At 70.7% G+C, this 17,062-nt stretch carries 16 protein-coding genes; 5 read left to right on the top strand and 11 right to left on the bottom strand.

What is annotated here, in order from left to right; genetic code table 11:
* Positions 1–22: 22 nt before the first annotated feature.
* The 10 genes from ACGFNU_RS19055 to ACGFNU_RS19010 form a co-directional block, all read right to left on the bottom strand.
* Positions 23–340, bottom strand: coding sequence for a non-heme iron oxygenase ferredoxin subunit (locus ACGFNU_RS19055; protein ID WP_392595231.1), 318 nt, complete (start codon positions 338–340; stop codon positions 23–25).
* A complete protein-coding gene (sufD, locus tag ACGFNU_RS19050; protein WP_392595230.1) occupies positions 337–1,476 on the bottom strand; it encodes a Fe-S cluster assembly protein SufD in 1,140 nt (379 codons plus the stop codon). Before sufD ends, ACGFNU_RS19055 begins: the two co-directional genes overlap by 4 nt.
* Complete coding sequence (sufB, locus tag ACGFNU_RS19045; RefSeq protein ID WP_392595229.1) at positions 1,476–2,888, bottom strand: Fe-S cluster assembly protein SufB; 1,413 nt, start codon at positions 2,886–2,888, stop codon at positions 1,476–1,478. The genes sufD and sufB overlap by 1 nt, the downstream gene beginning before the upstream one ends.
* The gene (locus tag ACGFNU_RS19040; RefSeq protein WP_392595228.1) at positions 2,885–3,682 is read right to left on the bottom strand and encodes a helix-turn-helix transcriptional regulator; all 798 of its coding nucleotides are present in this window, start codon (positions 3,680–3,682) and stop codon (positions 2,885–2,887) included. The genes sufB and ACGFNU_RS19040 overlap by 4 nt, the downstream gene beginning before the upstream one ends.
* A gap of 161 nt (positions 3,683–3,843) precedes the next feature.
* Complete coding sequence (locus ACGFNU_RS19035; RefSeq protein ID WP_392595226.1) at positions 3,844–4,746, bottom strand: universal stress protein; 903 nt, start codon at positions 4,744–4,746, stop codon at positions 3,844–3,846.
* Complete coding sequence (locus ACGFNU_RS19030; RefSeq protein ID WP_392595224.1) at positions 4,743–6,272, bottom strand: amino acid permease; 1,530 nt, start codon at positions 6,270–6,272, stop codon at positions 4,743–4,745. The genes ACGFNU_RS19035 and ACGFNU_RS19030 overlap by 4 nt, the downstream gene beginning before the upstream one ends.
* A gap of 66 nt (positions 6,273–6,338) precedes the next feature.
* Positions 6,339–7,340 (bottom strand): ornithine carbamoyltransferase, encoded by a 1,002-nt coding sequence (gene argF, locus ACGFNU_RS19025; RefSeq protein WP_392595223.1) that lies wholly within the window; start codon positions 7,338–7,340, stop codon positions 6,339–6,341.
* 11 nt (positions 7,341–7,351) lie between these two features.
* Positions 7,352–8,593 carry an arginine deiminase gene (locus ACGFNU_RS19020; RefSeq protein ID WP_392595221.1) on the bottom strand — a complete coding sequence of 414 codons (1,242 nt, stop codon included), beginning with the start codon at positions 8,591–8,593 and terminating at the stop codon, positions 7,352–7,354.
* Positions 8,590–9,987 (bottom strand): amino acid permease, encoded by a 1,398-nt coding sequence (locus ACGFNU_RS19015; RefSeq protein WP_392595219.1) that lies wholly within the window; start codon positions 9,985–9,987, stop codon positions 8,590–8,592. The genes ACGFNU_RS19020 and ACGFNU_RS19015 overlap by 4 nt, the downstream gene beginning before the upstream one ends.
* A 220-nt stretch (positions 9,988–10,207) precedes the next feature.
* The gene (locus ACGFNU_RS19010) at positions 10,208–10,486 is read right to left on the bottom strand and encodes a DUF3040 domain-containing protein (RefSeq protein WP_392595218.1); all 279 of its coding nucleotides are present in this window, start codon (positions 10,484–10,486) and stop codon (positions 10,208–10,210) included.
* A 164-nt stretch (positions 10,487–10,650) separates the two neighbouring features.
* Between ACGFNU_RS19010 and ACGFNU_RS19005 the strand changes: the two genes are divergently transcribed.
* From ACGFNU_RS19005 to polX, 5 genes are all read left to right on the top strand, one after another.
* Positions 10,651–11,577 carry an ABC transporter ATP-binding protein gene (locus ACGFNU_RS19005; RefSeq protein ID WP_392595216.1) on the top strand — a complete coding sequence of 309 codons (927 nt, stop codon included), beginning with the start codon at positions 10,651–10,653 and terminating at the stop codon, positions 11,575–11,577.
* 86 nt (positions 11,578–11,663) lie between these two features.
* Positions 11,664–12,380, top strand: a complete 717-nt coding sequence (locus ACGFNU_RS19000) for an ABC transporter permease (RefSeq protein ID WP_392596469.1) — start codon at positions 11,664–11,666, stop codon at positions 12,378–12,380.
* Between the two features lie 3 nt (positions 12,381–12,383).
* On the top strand, positions 12,384–13,316 hold the full coding sequence (locus ACGFNU_RS18995) for a DMT family transporter (RefSeq protein WP_392595215.1): 933 nt from the start codon (positions 12,384–12,386) through the stop codon (positions 13,314–13,316).
* A 67-nt stretch (positions 13,317–13,383) separates the two neighbouring features.
* On the top strand, positions 13,384–14,217 hold the full coding sequence (gene prcB, locus ACGFNU_RS18990) for a proteasome subunit beta (RefSeq protein ID WP_392595213.1): 834 nt from the start codon (positions 13,384–13,386) through the stop codon (positions 14,215–14,217).
* Between the two features lie 37 nt (positions 14,218–14,254).
* The gene (polX, locus tag ACGFNU_RS18985; protein WP_392595211.1) at positions 14,255–15,973 is read left to right on the top strand and encodes a DNA polymerase/3'-5' exonuclease PolX; all 1,719 of its coding nucleotides are present in this window, start codon (positions 14,255–14,257) and stop codon (positions 15,971–15,973) included.
* Between the two features lie 33 nt (positions 15,974–16,006).
* On the opposite strand, the gene ACGFNU_RS18980 is transcribed toward polX, so the two are convergent.
* The gene (locus tag ACGFNU_RS18980; protein WP_392595209.1) at positions 16,007–17,023 is read right to left on the bottom strand and encodes a heme A synthase; all 1,017 of its coding nucleotides are present in this window, start codon (positions 17,021–17,023) and stop codon (positions 16,007–16,009) included.
* Between the last annotated feature and the right edge of the window lie 39 nt (positions 17,024–17,062).

The raw sequence follows: 17,062 nt of genomic DNA, 5'->3' as shown, positions 1-17,062 counted from the left end.
ATCTATGAAGCTCTCTCGTTGTTCAGTCGTCGGAGCCGAGCGAGACGTAGACGTCGCCGTCCTCGACCTTGGCCTTGTACGTGGCGACCGGCTGCGTGGCCGGCGGGTTGGTGGGCTTGCCGGTGCGCACGTCGAAGCACGACCCGTGCAGCCAGCACTCGATCGTGCCGTCGTAGACCTCCCCCTCGGAGAGGGAGACCTCGGCGTGCGAGCAGATGTCGTTGAGCGCGAACACGCCCTCGCCGCTGCGCACCAGGGCGACCGGGGTGTCGTCGACCTCGACGGCCAGCACGCCGTCGGCGGGGATCTCCGCCAGCGGGCACACCTTCACGAACGTCATCGCTTCACCGCTTCCCGGTCGAGCTCCGCCTCGATCGCCTCGCGCACCTTGTCGCGGACCTCGGCGACCTCGATGCGCTCGACGAGCTGCCCGAGGAACCCGCGCACGACCATGCGGCGGGCCTCGTCACGCGAGATGCCGCGGGCCTGCAGGTAGAACAGGTGCTCGTCGTCGAGCCGCCCGGACGCCGACGCGTGGCCGGCCCCCGCGACCTCACCGGTGAGGATCTCCAGGTTGGGCACGGAGTCGACCCGGGTGCCGTCGGTGAGCACCAGGTTGCGGTTGAGCTCGTAGGTGTCGGTGCCCTCGGCCTCGGCGCGGATGATCACGTCGCCGATCCAGACGGCGTGCGCGTCCTCGTCCTGCAGCGCGCCGCGGTAGTCGACCCTGCTGCGGCAGTGCGGGACGACGTGGTCGACCAGGAGGCGGTGCTCCAGGTGCTGGCCGCCGTCGGCGAAGTAGACGCCGTAGAGCTCGGCGTCGCCGCCGGGCCCGTCGTAGACGACCGACGGGGAGATCCGCACCACGTCGCCGCCAAGGCTGACGTTGTGGCTGACGAACCGCGCGTCACGGGCCAGCTTGGCGTGCTGGTGCGAGACGTGGACGGCGTCGTCGGCCCAGTCTTGCAGGCTCGTCACCGAGAGGCGGGCGCCGTCGCCGACGATGAACTCGACGTTGTCGGCGTAGATGGCGCTGCCGTGGTGGCCGAGCACGACCGTGGCCTCGGCGAACGGCTCCAGGATGATCGTGGTGTGGCCGTACGCCGCGCCCCCGCCGTCCTCACCGCGGGTGCGGATCACGGTCGGCGCGGAGGCGACGGCCTCCTTGGGCACGGTGACGACGGTGGCCTGGGTGAACGAGGCGTACGCCTGCGCGCTCACCCGGTCGGTGGGCACGTAGGCCTTGCCGAGCCGCTCATCGTCGCGGCCGACGGTCTCGACCGTCACCTCGGGGGCCGCCTCGACCTCGACGATCACCTTGCCGGTCGCCTCGGCGGTGCCGTTGTGCAGCCCGCGCAGGCGGCGCAGCGGGGTGAACCGCCACTCCTCCTCGCGGCCCGACGGCACCTCGAAGTCGGCGACGTCGTAGGAGGCCTTCTCGTGCGGAGTCGAGAGAGGCCTTGTGTCCAGGCCCATCAGCCGACGGCTCCTTCCATCTGAAGCTCGATGAGCCGGTTGAGTTCGAGGGCGTACTCCATGGGCAGCTCACGCGCGATCGGCTCGACGAAGCCGCGCACGATCATCGCCATCGCCTCGTCCTCGGTCATGCCGCGGCTCATGAGGTAGAACAGCTGGTCCTCCGACACCTTGGAGACCGTGGCCTCGTGGCCCATCTCCACGTCGTCCTCGCGGACGTCGACGTAAGGGTAGGTGTCGGACCTGGAGATCTGGTCGACCAGCAGCGCGTCGCACTTGACCGTGGACTTGGAGTGGGCGGCGCCCTCCTGGACCTGGACAAGGCCGCGGTAGGACGTGCGGCCGCCGCCGCGCGCCACCGACTTGGAGATGACGCTGCTGGAGGTGTGCGGAGCCGCGTGCACCATCTTGGCGCCGGCGTCCTGGTGCTGGCCCTCGCCGGCGAACGCGATCGACAGCGTCTCGCCCTTGGCGTGCTCGCCCAGCAGGTAGACGGCCGGGTACTTCATGGTGACCTTGGAGCCGATGTTGCCGTCGACCCATTCCATGGTGGCGCCCTCGTAGGCGACGGCGCGCTTGGTCACCAGGTTGAAGACGTTGTTGGACCAGTTCTGGATGGTCGTGTAGCGGACGCGGGCGTCCTTCTTCACGACGATCTCGACGACCGCCGAGTGCAGCGAGTCGGACTTGTAGATCGGCGCGGTACAGCCCTCGACGTAGTGCACGTACGAGCCCTCGTCCGCGATGATCAGGGTCCGCTCGAACTGGCCCATGTTCTCGGTGTTGATCCGGAAGTAGGCCTGCAGCGGGATCTCGACGTGCACGCCCGGCGGCACGTAGATGAACGACCCGCCCGACCACACGGCGGTGTTGAGCGCGGCGAACTTGTTGTCGCCCACCGGGATCACCGAGCCGAAGTACTCCTGGAAGATCTCCGGGTGCTCCTTGAGGCCGGTGTCGGTGTCGAGGAAGATGACGCCCTTCTCCTCGAGGTCCTCACGGATCTTGTGGTAGACCACCTCGGACTCGTACTGGGCGGCGACGCCCGCGACGAGGCGCTGCTTCTCCGCCTCGGGGATGCCCAGCTTGTCGTAGGTGTTCTTGATGTCCTCGGGGAGCTCCTCCCAGGAAGCGGCCTGCTTCTCGGTGGAGCGGACGAAGTACTTGATGTTGTCGAAGTCGATGTCGGACAGGTCCGACCCCCACGAGGGCATCGGCTTCTTGTCGAACAGCCGCAGCCCCTTGAGGCGCAGGTCGAGCATCCAGTCGGGCTCGCCCTTCTTGGCCGAGATGTCGCGCACGACATCCTCGTTGAGGCCGCGGCGCGCTGAGGCGCCGGCCGCATCCGAGTCGGCCCAGCCGAACTTGTACTTGTCAAGCCCTTCCAGCTCGGGGTGGGCTGCCGTAGTCATAGGGATGTCCCTCCGGACTCCTCGTTCGCATTGTCAGTGCCGCCGTCCGCACCAGCGCCTCCACAAAGAGACCTGGGGCTGACGTGGGTCGTGCAGATCCCGTCGCCGTGGGCGATCGTCGCCAGGCGCTGGACCGGGGTCCCCAGCAGTCTGCTGAAGGCCTCCGTCTCGGCCTCGCACAGCTGCGGGAACTCCGCCGCCACGTGCGCGACCGGGCAGTGGTGCTGGCAGAGCTGCTCTCCGCCCGGCTCCCCGGACACGGCGTGGGGCGCCTTGGCCGCCGCGGCGGCGTAGCCGTCGGCCGAGAGTGCCTCGGCCAGCTTGCGTACCCGCTGGTGCGGCGGGGCGGCCTGGACGACCGGGGTGTAGCGCCGTTCCAGATCGGCGATCTGGCGCCGGGCGAACTCGGCCACCGCGTGGTCCCCCGCCTTCTCGGCGAGGAACCGCAGCGCGCTGGTCGCCAGGTCGTCGTAGGCGTGCACGAAGGCGTTGCGCCCGGCGTCGGTGATCACGAACCACTTGGCCGGACGGCCCCGCCCGCGCTGCCCCTGCGACCGGGACCGGCGGGTCTCGATCTCGACCATCTCCTCGGCGAGGAGGACGTCGAGGTGGCGGCGGATGGCGGCCGGGGTGAGTCCCATGCGTTCCCCCAGCGCGGAGGCGGTGATGGGACCGTGCTCGAGGATGAGCCGGGCCACTCGCGCGCGCGTGTCGCGCTCGCCGTGGCCGGCGCCCGACGGCACGCCCGAAGGCCGCGCGGAGGCGGCCTGGGCGACGCTCGTCGTCTCGCTCACGTTTTTCACAACATCAGTGTGCCGTAATTCCTTCCCGGGGAACAAACGAATCCTGATGTCGTCAGTCACGCAGGTAAGCCTTACCTAACCTGCGATTTCGGCGTTTCCGGGACGTATCCACCGGATCGGCAACGGGTCGCCCGCGCGCCGCCGTAGCCACTCTATGCCCCGGCCGGCGCTCCTCGTGGCAGCACCACGACGGGGCGGCACGCCGCACGGACGATCTTGCCGGAGCTCTCGCCCAGGAAGACCTTGCGCAGCGGGCCGTCGTGGCTGGACATGCAGGCCAGGATCTCGCCGGGCCGCACGTCCAGCGCGCCGAGGGTCTTGGCGATGCCGGCCCCCATGATCGCTTCGGTACTGACCCGGACCTCGGCGCCGACCAGCTCGGCGGCGTGCGCGAGATCCTCCTCCGCCCGCGCGAACTGGCGCCGCATGACCTCCTCGGCGTTCTGGAACTTGGCCGCCAGCCCCGGCGGCCGCAGGACCAGCGTGACCAGCCGCACCGGCAGGCCGAGCGACCTGGCCAGCCGGGCGGCGGCGGCCAGCGCGGCTTCGGTCGCGGGCCGCCGCCAGTAGGCGACGGTGAGCCGCTCGAACTCCTGGGGCGCCTCCTCGGCGTAGCCGCGCGGCGCCAGCATGACCGGTACCGGCGAGCCGTGCAGCAGCTGGTCGGCGGTGCTGCCGATGGCGATGCGGCCGCGCCGGCCGCGCGGCGCCGAGCCGATGACGATCAGGCCCGCATCGGTCTTCTTGGCCACTTCCAGCAGGCCGCGGCCGCTGCCTCGGTTGGCGCGCACAACGTAGGCCACGTCTTTATCTGGCAATTTGGCCTTGGCTAGGCGGTCCGCTGCCTGGGCCAGCGCCAGTTCGGACTGTTCCTTGAGGTAGGCCACCCATTCGGCGTCGACCGAGCCTGGACCGCGTGCGGGCCAGGCTGACGGGTGGACGTTCGCCACGGTCAGGTGCGCCCCGGCGGTCCGGACGATCAGGGACGCCAGCGCCAGGGCGTCGTCCCCGCGGTCGTCGGGCGAGTATCCGGCGAGCACGCGCAGGTCGGTCATCCCAGCTCCTCAGCGGGCGATGCGGGTGGTGCGGGCGGCCCCGGCGGGCGGCCGGGCCGCCCCGCCAGGTTGGAGTGGCGGTAGCCGTAGGCGAAGTAGGCGGCGAGCCCCGCGGCGCTCCAGATCAGGAAGACCACCCAGGTGATCGAGTCGAGGCCGTACATCAGGTAGGCGCAGAAGGCGACGCCGAGCAGCGGCGTGACCGGGTACAAGGGGGCGCGGAAGCTGCGCGGCATGTCCGGCCGGGTCCGGCGCAGCACGATCACCCCGAGGTTGACGAGCGCGAACGCGAAGAGCGTGCCGATGCTGGTCGCCTCGGCCAGCTGGCCGAGCGGCACGACCGCCGCCAGCAGGGCGACGAAGGCCGACACGATGAGGGTGTTGGCGACCGGCACCTGCGCCCGGCTGACACGCTCGAAGATCTTGGGGATGAGCCCGTCGCGCGCCATCGCGAACAGGATGCGGGTCTGGCCGTACAGGACGGTCAGCACGACGGTGCCCATCGAGATGACCACGCCGAACGACAGGATGAGCGCCGCCCATCTGCTGTCGCCGGTGGCGAGGTTCAGCACGTCCGCCAGGGAGGTCGTGGACTCGAAGTCGCCCCAGGGCATGGCCCCGACGGCGGCGAGGCCCACCAGCACGTAGATCACGGTCACGATCACCAGCGAGAGCAGGATCGCCAGCGGCAGGTCGCGCCTCGGGTTCTTGGCCTCCTCGCCGGCGGTCGAGGCGGCGTCGAAGCCGATGTAGGAGAAGAAGACCTTCGAGCCCGCCGCGCTGACGCCCGCCCATCCCATCGGCGCGAAGTCGGAGAAGTTGCCGGTGTCGAAGGCGGTGAAGGCGACGAAGCAGAAGAACGCCAGCACCGAGATCTTGAGCAGCACCATGATCGTGTTCGCGGTGGCGCTCTCGGACGTGCCGCGCAGCAGCAGGAGCATGGCCAGCACGACGATGAGCACGGCGGGGAGGTTGACCACTCCCCCGCTGTCCCCCGGCGAATGGCTGACGGCGGCAGGCATCCCGAACTCGAACGCCGACTGGAAGAACTCGTTCAGGTAGCCGCCCCAGCTGGACGCCACCGCCGACACCGACACCGCGTACTCCAGCAGCAGGCACCAGCCGCACACCCAGGCGACGAGCTCGCCCATGGTGGCGTACGTGTAGGAGTAGGAGGAGCCGGAGACCGGGATGGTGCCCGCCAGCTCCGCGTACGACAGCGCCGAGAACAACGCGGTGACGGCCGCCAGCACGAATCCCAGCACCACCGCCGGCCCGGCCTCGGGGACCGCCTGGCCCAGCACGAAGAAGATGCCGGTGCCGAGAGTGGCCCCGACGCTGAACAACGTGAGCTGCAGCAGGCTCATCGTGCGCCTGAGCTCACCGCCCTCGCCGTGCCCGCTCTCAGCGATGATCTGGTCGACCGGCTTCGTCCTCAGCAGGCTGCGCAGCGGCGAGCCCGGCCTGGCGCTTGCTCTCTTTCCCGTGGCCACGCTTACCCCGTTCCCACGTCTTGGCACCGCCATGACGCCCGGGGCCGATGGCGGCCACGCCGCCGGTCCGGCCATGAGGCCGCCCGGGGCCGCGCCGGCTCAGCCGAGCGTGGCGACCATGATCGCCTTGATGGTGTGCAGCCGGTTCTCGGCCTCGTCGAAGACGATCGAGGCGTCGGACTCGAAGACCTCCTCGGTCACCTCCAGCGCGTCCAGTCCGGTCTTCTCGTAGATCTCCTCGCCGACCGCGGTCTCCCGGTCGTGGAACGCGGGCAGGCAGTGCATGAACTTCACGTCCGGATTGCCGGTCGCCTTCAGGACCTCCTCGTTGACCTGGTAGTCCATGAGCAGCTTGATCCGCTCGTCCCAGACCTTCTTGGACTCACCCATCGAGACCCACACGTCGGTGAGGACGAAGTCGGCGCCCTTGACGCCCTCGTCCACCTTCTCGGTGATGGTGACGGACGCGCCGGTCCTGGCGGCGATCTCCCCGGCCGGCTTGACGACCATGTCCTGGTCGGGCCAGAGGGTCCTGGGCGCCACGATCCGCACGTCCATGTCCATGAGCGCGGCGGAGACGATGTAGGAGTTCGCCATGTTGTAGCGCGCGTCACCCAGGTAGGCGAAGGCGACCTCGTGGAGCGGCTTGCCGCAGTGCTCCCGCATCGTGAGCTGGTCGGCCAGCATCTGCGTGGGATGCCATTCGTCGGTCAGCCCGTTCCATACCGGGACGCCGGAGTACCGCGCGAGCTCCTCCACCGTCCGCTGGTTCTTGCCGCGGTACTCGATGCCGTCGAACATCCTGCCCAGGACGCGGGCGGTGTCCCTGGTCGACTCCTTGTGCCCCATCTGGGAGCCGATCGGATCGAGGTAGGTCACGTGCGCGCCCTGATCGTGCGCGCCGACCTCGAAGGCGCAGCGGGTGCGGGTCGAGGTCTTCTCGAAGATGAGCGCGATGTTCTTGCCGGCCAGGTGCCGCCGCTCGGTGCCCGCGTACTTGGCCGCCTTGAGGCCGGCGGACAGGTCGAGAAGGTACCTCCACTCCTTGGGCGTGAAGTCCAGCTCCTTGAGGAAGCTGCGCCCGCGCAGGTCGAATGCCATCGTTCCCCCGTTCAGGCGTCGCGTTCGAGCGGGCAGCTCATGCAGCGGGGCCCGCCCCGGCCGCGGCCGAGTTCGCTGCCGCGGATGGTCAGCACCTCCACGCCGTTGCCGCGCAGATGGTTGTTGGTGGTGGTGTTGCGCTCGTACGCGACCACGACGCCCGGCTCGACCGCGAGGACGTTGGATCCGTCGTCCCACTGCTCGCGCTCGGCGGCGAAGAGGTCCTGGGTCGCGGTGAGCACCGTGATGTCGTCCAGGTCCAGGGCCCCGGCGATCGCCTTGTGCATCTCCTCGGCCGGGTGGTCGGTGACCTTGAGCTCCTTCTCGACGTCCCCGGGCTCGACGGTGTACGAGGGCAGCATGCCCATGCCGGCGTACTTGGTGAAGACGCCGTGGTCGACCATCGTCAGCACCGTGTCGAGGTGCATGAACGCCCGTCGCTTCGGCATCCGCAGGGCCACGATCTTCTTTGCCGCCTCCTTGGCGAACAGCGAGCGGGCGAGCATCTCCACCGCCTGCGGCTGGGTGCGCTCGCTCATGCCGACGAGGACCGCGCCGTTGCCGATGACCAGGACGTCGCCGCCCTCGATCGTGGCCGGGGCCATCTTGGTGCCCTCGTTCCAGATGTTGAAGCCGCCCGCCTCCGGCAGGCCGTGGCCCTCGGCGAACAGCGGATGCCACCCGTAGACGGCCTCCATGTTCACGGTCTCGCGCATCCGGGCCTTCTTGCGCATCGTGTTGATCGAGACGCCGTCGTAGATCCAGCACGAGGGATCGCGTGTGAACATGTGGTTGGGCAGCGGCGGCAGGACGAAGTCGTCCAGGCCGAGCGAGTGGAACGCGATGGACTTGGGCTCCTCCATCCGCTCCAGCAGTTCGCGCTTGGTGATGCCGCCGATGAGGAACGACGCGAGCTCCTTGAGGTCCATCGAGTCGAACGCGTTGCGGATCGGGTCGGTGGACAGGGGGCCGAACCAGTGCGGGTCGATCACGAAGTCGAGGATGTGCTTCCTGGCCTCGGGTATCTCGACCGTCTCGCGCAGCAGGTCGAGCAGCATGTGCACCCTCACGCCACGGGAACGCAGCAGCTCCTGGAACTCCTCGTGCTCCTCGCCCGCCCGCTGGACCCACAGCACGTCGTCGAACAGCAGGTCGGCGGCGTTGGACGGGGTGAGCCGCTTCAGCGACAGCTCCGGCTTGTGGAGCAGCACCTGGCGCAGCTTGCCGACCTCGGAACCGACGTGGAAGGTCATGCCGTTCCTCCTAGTACGGGGCCGGCCGGCGCGGGGGCGGCCGGCGCCGGGCCGTACTCGGCGCGTTTCGCCTTGGTCCAGATGTAGACCGGCACGCCGATGAGCATCATGAGGACGCCGAGCATGACGGCGGACTCGCCCGAGCCGTACACGATCCAGGCCCCGAACAGCAGGGCCGGCGAGGCGATCGACAGGTCCCTGGCCATGCGCGCCTTGTTGAGCTCCCGGCCGCCGGTGACCAGCCAGAAGAGCTGCGCGCCCGCCGAGAAGAAGTACGGGATGGCGGTGGTGAACGAGGCGAGCAGCAGGATGGAGTCGAAGCCGCTCTGCGAGCCGAGGTGGGCATACAGAAGCATCAGCGAGGTGAGGACGGCGCCGGTGACGATCCCCGCGATGGGCGCCCCCCGGCGCGAGAGCCTGCCGAACGCCCTCGGGAACATGCCGTCGCGTGCCGCCGCCATCGGCATCTCGGCGACGAGCATGGTCCAGCCGTTCAGCGCGCCGATGCCGGAGACGACCGCGCAGGCCGCCATCAGCCCGCCGCCGGTGCCGCCGCCGAACATGTTGTTGATCGCCTCGGCGAACGGCGCGGCGGACGTGGAGAGCCGGTCCGCCGGCACGGTGCCGAAGACCGCCACGGTCGCGAGCATGTACATCGCGGCACAGGCGAGGACGCCGAAGACGCTGGCCTTGCCGATGGTGCGCCCGGGGTCCCGGACGCGTCCGGCGACGATCGTGACGCTCTCCATGCCGGAGTAGGCGAACAGGATCAGTCCCGCCGCCAGGGAGAGCGCGCCCATGACCGAGTCGCCGCTGGTGTTGAAGGCGGGGAAGTTCTCCGCCGAGACGAAGAACAGCCCGACGACGCCGACGAAGATCAGCGGCACGAACTTGAGCACGGTGGTGACCAGCTGGAACGCGCCGATGTTCCTGACACCGCTGAGATTGATCAGCGCCGGGATCCAGACCCCGGCCAGGCCGATCAGGAGCTTGCCGGCCGTGCTGTCCCATTTCAGGAAGTAGTTGACGTAGCCGACCCAGGCGAAGGCGATCGCGGCGTTGCCGATCCAGGCGGTGAGCCAGAAGGACCACGCGGTCCAGAACCCCATGAACTCGCCGAACGCGTCTCGGGCGTAGGCGTAGGGGCCGCCGCTGGCGGGGATCCGGGCGCCGAGCCTGCCGAAGACGATCGCGAGGGCTGTCGCCCCGAGGGTGACAAGGCCGAAGACCAGGATGCTGATGCTCCCGATATCGGCGAGCGAGGCGGGCAGCAGGAAAATGCCGGTACCGACGATATTCCCGACCACTAATGCGGTGGCGGCGGGCAGTCCGAGCTTGGGCTCGCCGACATCTTCGGTGGCCCTTCTGACGGTACCTCTTTCTGTCTTCAGCACACCTGGTCCGGCCAGTTCAGCGGCTCCCCATTCCGCCTTAGGCTCTCCCATTCATGTCCCCCCGACGGAAGCAGAAGCCCAGGTCACCGCCGTGGAGATGGCGACATTCACGGATTACCCGTGGGCCTATCAGGCAAACTCGCCCGCCGCATACGCCACAGCGGCGAGATATGAAGCCCGGTCGGGGTCCCCTTTGTTTCCGTGTGTGCGGGTTTAGCTTTTACGGTCTCAGGTGGACCCGCGAAGGAGAATCGGTCGAACCGGTCGAACCGGCCCCGTCGTCGTGCGACGCGGTCGCGATCACCGCGGCGAAGAAGACCACCAGCATGAGCAGGCCCACCAGGACCACCGGCAGCAGGGCCCAGCGCGACGGAAGGCCGAGGGCGCTGCCCTCGTAGCCGCCGAAGGCCGCCAGGCGGCGGCCGTACGCGGGATCCTCGGCGGCCGTCCGCTCGGCGATCTCGTCCAGCACCCGGTGCTCGGCCGCCGACAACCCCATCCCGTCCCCCTGACGCGTCGCGCTCGCATGTCCGTGAAGAGTCGGGTCTATTCGGTTTTGAGCTATTTGTCCACTTTCTTGACTTGGTCCTTGCCCGGCGCGCGCCGCCGCTACCGGGGACGCCGGGCGCGAACCTGTCAGGGGGCCTGCCTAAAATCGTCTCCATGGCACCCCCGGAACCGAGCGCCGTCGAGCTGGACGGCCTGGTCAAGCGCTATGGCGCGGCCACCGCCGTCGACGGGCTCTCGTTCCGGGCCGGCCGCGGCGCCGTGACGGCCCTGCTCGGCCCCAACGGCGCGGGCAAGACCACCACGATCGAGATCTGCGAGGGCTTCCGGCGCGCCGACGCGGGCACCGTGCGCGTCCTCGGGCTCGACCCGCACCGCGACGCGCGGGCGCTCAAGCCCCGGGTGGGCGTGATGCCGCAGTCGGGCGGCGTGCCGGGGACGGCGCGGGCGGCCGAGTTCCTGCGGCTGGTGGCGGCGTTCCACGCCCGCCCGCTCGACCCCGCCGCGCTGCTGGAGCGCCTCGGTCTGGCCGAGCACGCGCGCACGCCGTTCCGCCGCCTGTCGGGCGGGCAGCAGCAGCGGCTCTCGCTGGCCGTGGCGATCGTCGGCCGGCCCGAGCTGGTCTTCCTCGACGAGCCGACCACCGGGCTCGACCCGCAGGCCCGCCACGCGACCTGGGACCTCGTCGAGGAGCTGCGCGCCGCCGGGGTGTCGGTGATCCTCACCACCCACCACATGGAGGAGGCCGAGCGCCTCGCCGACCGGGTCGTCATCGTCGACCACGGCCAGGTGGTGGCGCAGGGCAGCCCCGCCGAGCTCACCGGCGCCGAGCGGCAGCTGCGCTTCCGGGCCCGGCCGGGCCTGGGCCTGGACGAGCTGCTGGCGGCCCTGCCGGCGGGCAGCGCCGCCAAGGAGTCGCCCGCCGGCCACTACCTGATCGAGGGTGACGTACGGCCCGAACTGCTGGCCACGGTGACCGCCTGGTGCGCCTCGCACGGCGTCCTCACCGAGGATCTGCGGATCGAGCGGCGCACCCTGGAGGACGTCTTCCTGGAGCTGACCGGACGGGAGCTGCGCTCGTGACCACCGACTCCGCGGCCGCCGATTGCGGGGCCGCCGCGCCGCGCCTCGACCTCACGCCCGCGCCCGGCACCGTACCGCTGCCGAGGATGATCCTGGCGCAGACCGGTTACGAGCTGCGCACCCTGCTGCGCAACGGCGAGCAGCTGCTCCTCACATTGATCATCCCGGTGGTGCTGCTCACGCTGTTCGGCGCCACCTCGCTGCTCGACCTCGGCCCGGGCCGCCGGGTCGACTTCCTCACGCCCGGCATCCTGGCGCTGGCCGTCATGTCCACCGCGTTCACCGGCCAGGCGATCGGGACGGGCTTCGAGCGGCGGTACGGCGTGCTCAAGCGGCTGGGGGCCACCCCGCTCCCCCGCGCCGGGCTCATCGCCGCCAAGACGCTGACCGTCCTCGCGGTCGAGGCGCTGCAGGCCGTGGTGATCTGCGCGGTGGCGCTCGCGCTGGGCTGGCAGCCGCACGGCAACCCGCTCGCGGTGGCGGCGCTGATCCTGCTCGGCACGGCCGCGTTCAGCGGCTTCGGGCTGCTCATGGCCGGCACCCTGCGCGCCGAGGCCACGCTGGCGGCGGCCAACCTGGTCTACATCCTGCTCCTGGCGGTCGGCGGCGTGGTGTTCCCGCTCGACGACTTCCCCGCCGGGGTGCGGTCGGCCCTGGAGCTGCTGCCGATCGCGGCGCTGGCCGACGGGCTGCGGCAGGTGCTCCAGCACGGCGCCGCCCTGCCCGGCGAGCCGCTTCTCGTCCTCGCGGTCTGGGCCGCGGCCGGTCTCGCGCTGGCCGCCCGGTTCTTCACATGGGAGTGATCTGTGGCACTCGCTGAGGCCCCCGGTTCCTACGGCGCGACCGGCGGGCTCGCCCGCCGTGCGCGGATGGCGTCGCTCGGAGCGGTGCCCCCGCCCGCGCTGATCCTGCTCGGCATCCTCTCGGTGCAGGTCGGCGCCGGGATGGCCAAGCACATGTTCGACCGGATCTCCCCGGACGCCGTGGTGCTCCTGCGGCTGGCCACGTCCGCGATCGTGCTGGGCTTCCTCGGCCGCAAGGTGCTGCGGACCGTGTTCCGCGACCACACCCGGGGCGATCTCGCCGTGGCCGCCGGTTTCGGGCTCACGCTCGCCCTGATGAACTTCTCGATCTACCAGTCGTTCTCGCGGATCCCCCTCGGCGTCGCGGTGACGATCGAGTTCCTGGGCCCGCTGACGGTCGCCATCGTGGCCTCCCGGCGGCTGCGCGACGTGGTGTGGGCGCTGCTGGCGTTCGGCGGCGTGGTGATGCTCGCGCGCGGCGGCGAGATGGACCTGGTCGGCATCGGGTTCGGGCTGCTGGCGGGCGTCGGCTGGGCCGCCTACATTCTGCTCACCGCCGCCACCGGCGAACGTTTCCAGGGGTCGACCGGGCTCGCGCTGGCCAGCATCGTCGGCACGGCCGCCATGATGCCCATCGGGGTCGCCTCGGGCGGCTCCGCCCTGCTCAGCCCGGAGCTCCTGCTCATCGGGCTCGGTGTGGGCCTGCTCTCCTCGGTGATCCCCTACTCCCTGGAGATGGAGGCCCTGCGGCGCATGCCCGCCCGGGTCTTCGGCATCCTGATGAGCCTGGAGCCCGCCGTCGCCGCGCTGATCGGCGTGCTGCTGCTCGGCGAGATCCTCTCCGGCCGCCAGTGGCTCGCGATCGGCTGCGTGGTCGTGGCCTGCGTCGGCGCGACCCGCGGCCAGCAGGACCCGCCCGAGGCGCCCGAAGCCTGACTAGGATCGGCGGAGAGGACGCCACGACAGCACCCCGACCGACGACCCCGACAGAAAAGAGGCCGCCGTGACCGCCTGGCGAGAAGAAGAGGGGCTGCCGCCCGAGTTCTTCGAGGCGGGGTCACCGTCGTTCGTCGACTTCCTGCGCGCCCGCGCGCCGGAGCTCCTGCCGGTCAACCGCGAGCGCAAGGACGCCCTGGGTCTCCCCCACGGCACCACGATCCTGGCACTGACGTTCCCCGGCGGCGTGATGATGGCCGGCGACCGGCGCGCCACCCGGGGCCACGAGATCGCCTACCGCGAGCTCGACAAGGTCCAGAAGGCCGGTGAGCACTCGGTCGTCGCGTTCGCCGGCACCGTCGGGCTCGCGCTCGACATGGTCCGCCTGTTCCAGGTCGAGCTGGAGCACTACGAGAAGATGGAGACGGTCACCCTGTCGCTGCCGGGCCAGGCCCGCCGCCTCGGCGCCGTCATCCAGGCCAACCTGGCCCAGGCCCTCCAGGGCCTGGCCGTCGTCCCGCTCTTCGCCGGGTACGACCTCGACTCCGAGACCGGTCGCATCTTCACCTACGACATCATCGGCTCGCCGCAGGAGGCCCGCGACTTCCACGCCGAAGGCTCGGGCTCGCCCTACGCGCACGGCGCGCTCAAGAAGCTCTACCGCCGCGACCTCTCCGAGGACGAGGCCGCCGCCGTCTGCGTCCAGGCGCTCTACGACGCCGCCGACGACGACTCCGCCACCGGCGGCCCCGACCTGACGCGCCGCATCTACCCGGTGATCGCCTCGGTCACGGCCGACGGCTACCGGCGCCTTCCCGAAGACCAGGTCGCGGCGATCGTCGAGCAGGTCGTGCAGGCCCGCAACGAGCGCCCGGACGGGCCCGTGGCCCCGCTGAGGTGATCGCGAGACTGTCGGTCCCGCTCCCTAGGATGGGGCCATGGCACGGGCGAACGACGAGGCCGCTGACCTCATCCAAGAGCTGGCTGACCTCCTCTCCATCACCGGCGGCGACGCCTTCAAGATCCGGGCGTACGAGAAGGCCGCGCGCGCGATCGCGGGCTATCCCGACGACATCTCGGGCCTCGACCTGGCCGGGCTGAAGAAGATCCCGACCGTCGGCGAGGCGATCGCCAAGAAGGTCGTCGACTACAACACCACCGGCACGATCCGCCAGGTGGAGGAGCTGCGCGCCCAGATCCCCGCGGGCGTCCGCGCACTGACGACGATCCCCACCCTCGGCCCCAAGAAGGCGCTCGCCGTCTACGAGGAGCTCGGCATCTCGTCGGTCCCCGAGCTGGCGCAGGCCATCCAGGAGGGCCGGCTGCGCGATCTCAAGGGCTTCGGCGCCAAGACCGAGGACAACATCCTGCGGGGCATCGAGCTCATGCGGCAGTCCGGCGAGCGGGTGCTGATCGACGTCGCGGCCGACCTGGCCGACGAGATCGTGGCCGCCCTCTCCGCCCATCCCGCCGTGCTGCGCTGCGCCCACGCCGGGTCGCTGCGCCGCATGCGCGAGACGATCGGCGACGTCGACATCCTCGCGGCCGCCACCGACCCCCACCCGATCATGGAGGCGTTCACCGCCCTCCCCTACGTCGCCGAGGTGATCGCGAGCGGCGACAAGAAGACCTCGGTCCGCACCACCAGGGGCCTCCAGGTCGACCTGCGCGTCGTCCCGCCGGAGTCGTGGGGCGCCGCCCTGCAGTACTTCACCGGCTCGCAGCCGCACAACGTCCGCACCCGCGAGATCGCCGTCCGCGCGGGCCTCAAGCTCTCCGAGTACGGCCTCTTCGACGCCGAGTCGGGCGAGCTGATCGTCTCCGAGACCGAGGAAGAGGTCTACGAGCGGCTCGGCCTCCCCTGGATCCCGCCGACCCTGCGCGAGGATGGCGGCGAGATCGAGGCGGCCCTCAAGGGCGAGCTCCCCCGCCTCGTCACCGTCGAGGATCTCAAGGGCGACCTGCACAGCCACACCGACCTCACCGACGGCCTGGCCTCGCTGGAGGAGATGGTCGAGGCCGCCGCCGCCCGCGGCCTGGAGTACTACGCGATCACCGACCACGCGCCCGACCTCTACATGCAGCGCATGACCGACGAGAAGATGCTGGCCCAGCGCGAGCAGGTCCGTGCTCTCCAGGCGAAGTATCCCGGCCTCACGCTGCTGCACGGCACCGAACTCAACATCGACCCTGACGGCGGGGTCGACTGGGACGCCGGCTTCCTCTCCGGCTTCGACGTCTGCGTGGCCTCGGTCCACTCCGCGTTCACGCAGGACAAGGCCGAGATGACCCGCCGTTTCGTCCGCGCCTGCGAGAATCCCCACGTCCACGTCATCGGGCACCCCACCGCCCGCCTCATCGGCAGGCGGCCGCCCGTCGACGCCGACTGGGACGAGGTCTTCCGCGCCGCCGCCCGCACGCACACGGCTTTGGAAATCGACGCGTTCCCCGACCGGCTGGACCTGCCCGCCGACCTCGTCCGCCGTGCCGTCCGCCTCGGCGTCAAGTTCTCGATCGACACCGACGCCCACGCGCTCGGGCACCACCGCAACATCCGCTACGGCGTCGGCACGGCCCAGCGCGGCTGGCTCACCCCCGACGACGTGATCAACACCTGGCCCCTGGACCGCCTCCGCGCCTACCTCGGCAAGTCCTGACTCCAACGGCGCGAGGTCAAGCCGACCCGGGGCTCAGGCGGGTTGAGGGGCCTCGGGCCGGGACGCCTCGAGGGTCTCGGGGGCGGGCGTCGCCGTGGCCAGGGGGCCTCGGTCGCGGGTCGCGAAGACCAGGCGCAGCGCCGCGATCCACATGATCGCCGAGCCCAGCATGTGCAGGACGACCAGCACGGCGGGCACGCCGGTGAAGTACTGAACGTAGCCGATCACGCCCTGGGCCATCTCGATGGCGAAGAGCTCGACGGCGCGGCGCTGGAGGGCCGCGGGGGCGCCGGTGCGGCGCAGCACCACGAGGAGCACGACCGTCAGGGCCACGGTGAGCCAGGCGATGGCGCTGTGGACGCGCGCGACGTCCTCGATGTTGAACCCCCAGCGGCGCGACTCGGCGTCGCCGGCGTGCGGGCCCGTGCCGGTGACGACGGTGCCGGCCACCATGAGCAGCGCCGTGACGCCGACCAGGGCCAGCGTGAGCCGCCGGACTCCCTGGCCGACCAGCGCGCGGACGGGCCCGTCGCCCTCCCCTGCGCGCACCCAGAGGGCCACGCAGAAGATCAGCAGCGCGGGCGAGACCAGGAAGTGCACGCCGACCGAGGCGGGGTGCAGCTTGGTGAGCACCACGATGCCGCCGACGATCGCCTGGGCGAAGACGCTGGCGGGCTGGGCGGAGGCGAGCAGCAGCAGGTCACGGCGGCGCGGGCGCAGCCGCAGCGCGGCCACGAAGACGGCCACCCCGATCGCCAGCACCAGGAACGTCAGCATCCGGTTGCCGAACTCGATCGCCATGTTGACGGCCGAGTGGTCGGGATGCGCCGTGGGCACCAGGCTGTCGCCGGTGCACTTGGGCCAGTCGGGGCAGCCCAGGCCCGACTTGGTGACCCGCACCGCACCGCCCGTGGCGATGATGCCCGCGTTGCCGATCACCCCGAGCAGCGCCAGGAAGCGCATCGAAGCAGCCGTGGGGTGCCACACGGCGCCCCACGCCCGGGTCAGCGGATTGCGGGGAGAGGGGACGACATCGGATCGCTCAGCCACGGCATTCATCGTATGGCCGCCTCTCCGCGACCGTGACCC

It is taken from the genome of Spirillospora sp. NPDC048911, assembly GCF_043198015.1.
Taxonomy (GTDB): Bacteria; Actinomycetota; Actinomycetes; order Streptosporangiales; family Streptosporangiaceae; genus Spirillospora.
This window is presented reverse-complemented; position numbering and strand designations above follow the sequence as displayed.

What these genes read in the sequence shown, in the direction of transcription:
- ACGFNU_RS19055 (WP_392595231.1), bottom strand. Translation starts at nt 340, where the DNA reads ATGACGTTCGTGAAGGTGTGCCCGCTGGCGGAGATCCCCGCCGACGGC.
- sufD (WP_392595230.1), bottom strand. Translation starts at nt 1,476, where the DNA reads ATGGGCCTGGACACAAGGCCTCTCTCGACTCCGCACGAGAAGGCCTCC.
- sufB (WP_392595229.1), bottom strand. Translation starts at nt 2,888, where the DNA reads ATGACTACGGCAGCCCACCCCGAGCTGGAAGGGCTTGACAAGTACAAG.
- ACGFNU_RS19035 (WP_392595226.1), bottom strand. Translation starts at nt 4,746, where the DNA reads ATGACCGACCTGCGCGTGCTCGCCGGATACTCGCCCGACGACCGCGGG.
- ACGFNU_RS19030 (WP_392595224.1), bottom strand. Translation starts at nt 6,272, where the DNA reads ATGGCGGTGCCAAGACGTGGGAACGGGGTAAGCGTGGCCACGGGAAAG.
- argF (WP_392595223.1), bottom strand. Translation starts at nt 7,340, where the DNA reads ATGGCATTCGACCTGCGCGGGCGCAGCTTCCTCAAGGAGCTGGACTTC.
- ACGFNU_RS19020 (WP_392595221.1), bottom strand. Translation starts at nt 8,593, where the DNA reads ATGACCTTCCACGTCGGTTCCGAGGTCGGCAAGCTGCGCCAGGTGCTG.
- ACGFNU_RS19010 (WP_392595218.1), bottom strand. Translation starts at nt 10,486, where the DNA reads ATGGGGTTGTCGGCGGCCGAGCACCGGGTGCTGGACGAGATCGCCGAG.
- ACGFNU_RS19005 (WP_392595216.1), top strand. Translation starts at nt 10,651, where the DNA reads ATGGCACCCCCGGAACCGAGCGCCGTCGAGCTGGACGGCCTGGTCAAG.
- ACGFNU_RS19000 (WP_392596469.1), top strand. Translation starts at nt 11,664, where the DNA reads ATGATCCTGGCGCAGACCGGTTACGAGCTGCGCACCCTGCTGCGCAAC.
- polX (WP_392595211.1), top strand. Translation starts at nt 14,255, where the DNA reads ATGGCACGGGCGAACGACGAGGCCGCTGACCTCATCCAAGAGCTGGCT.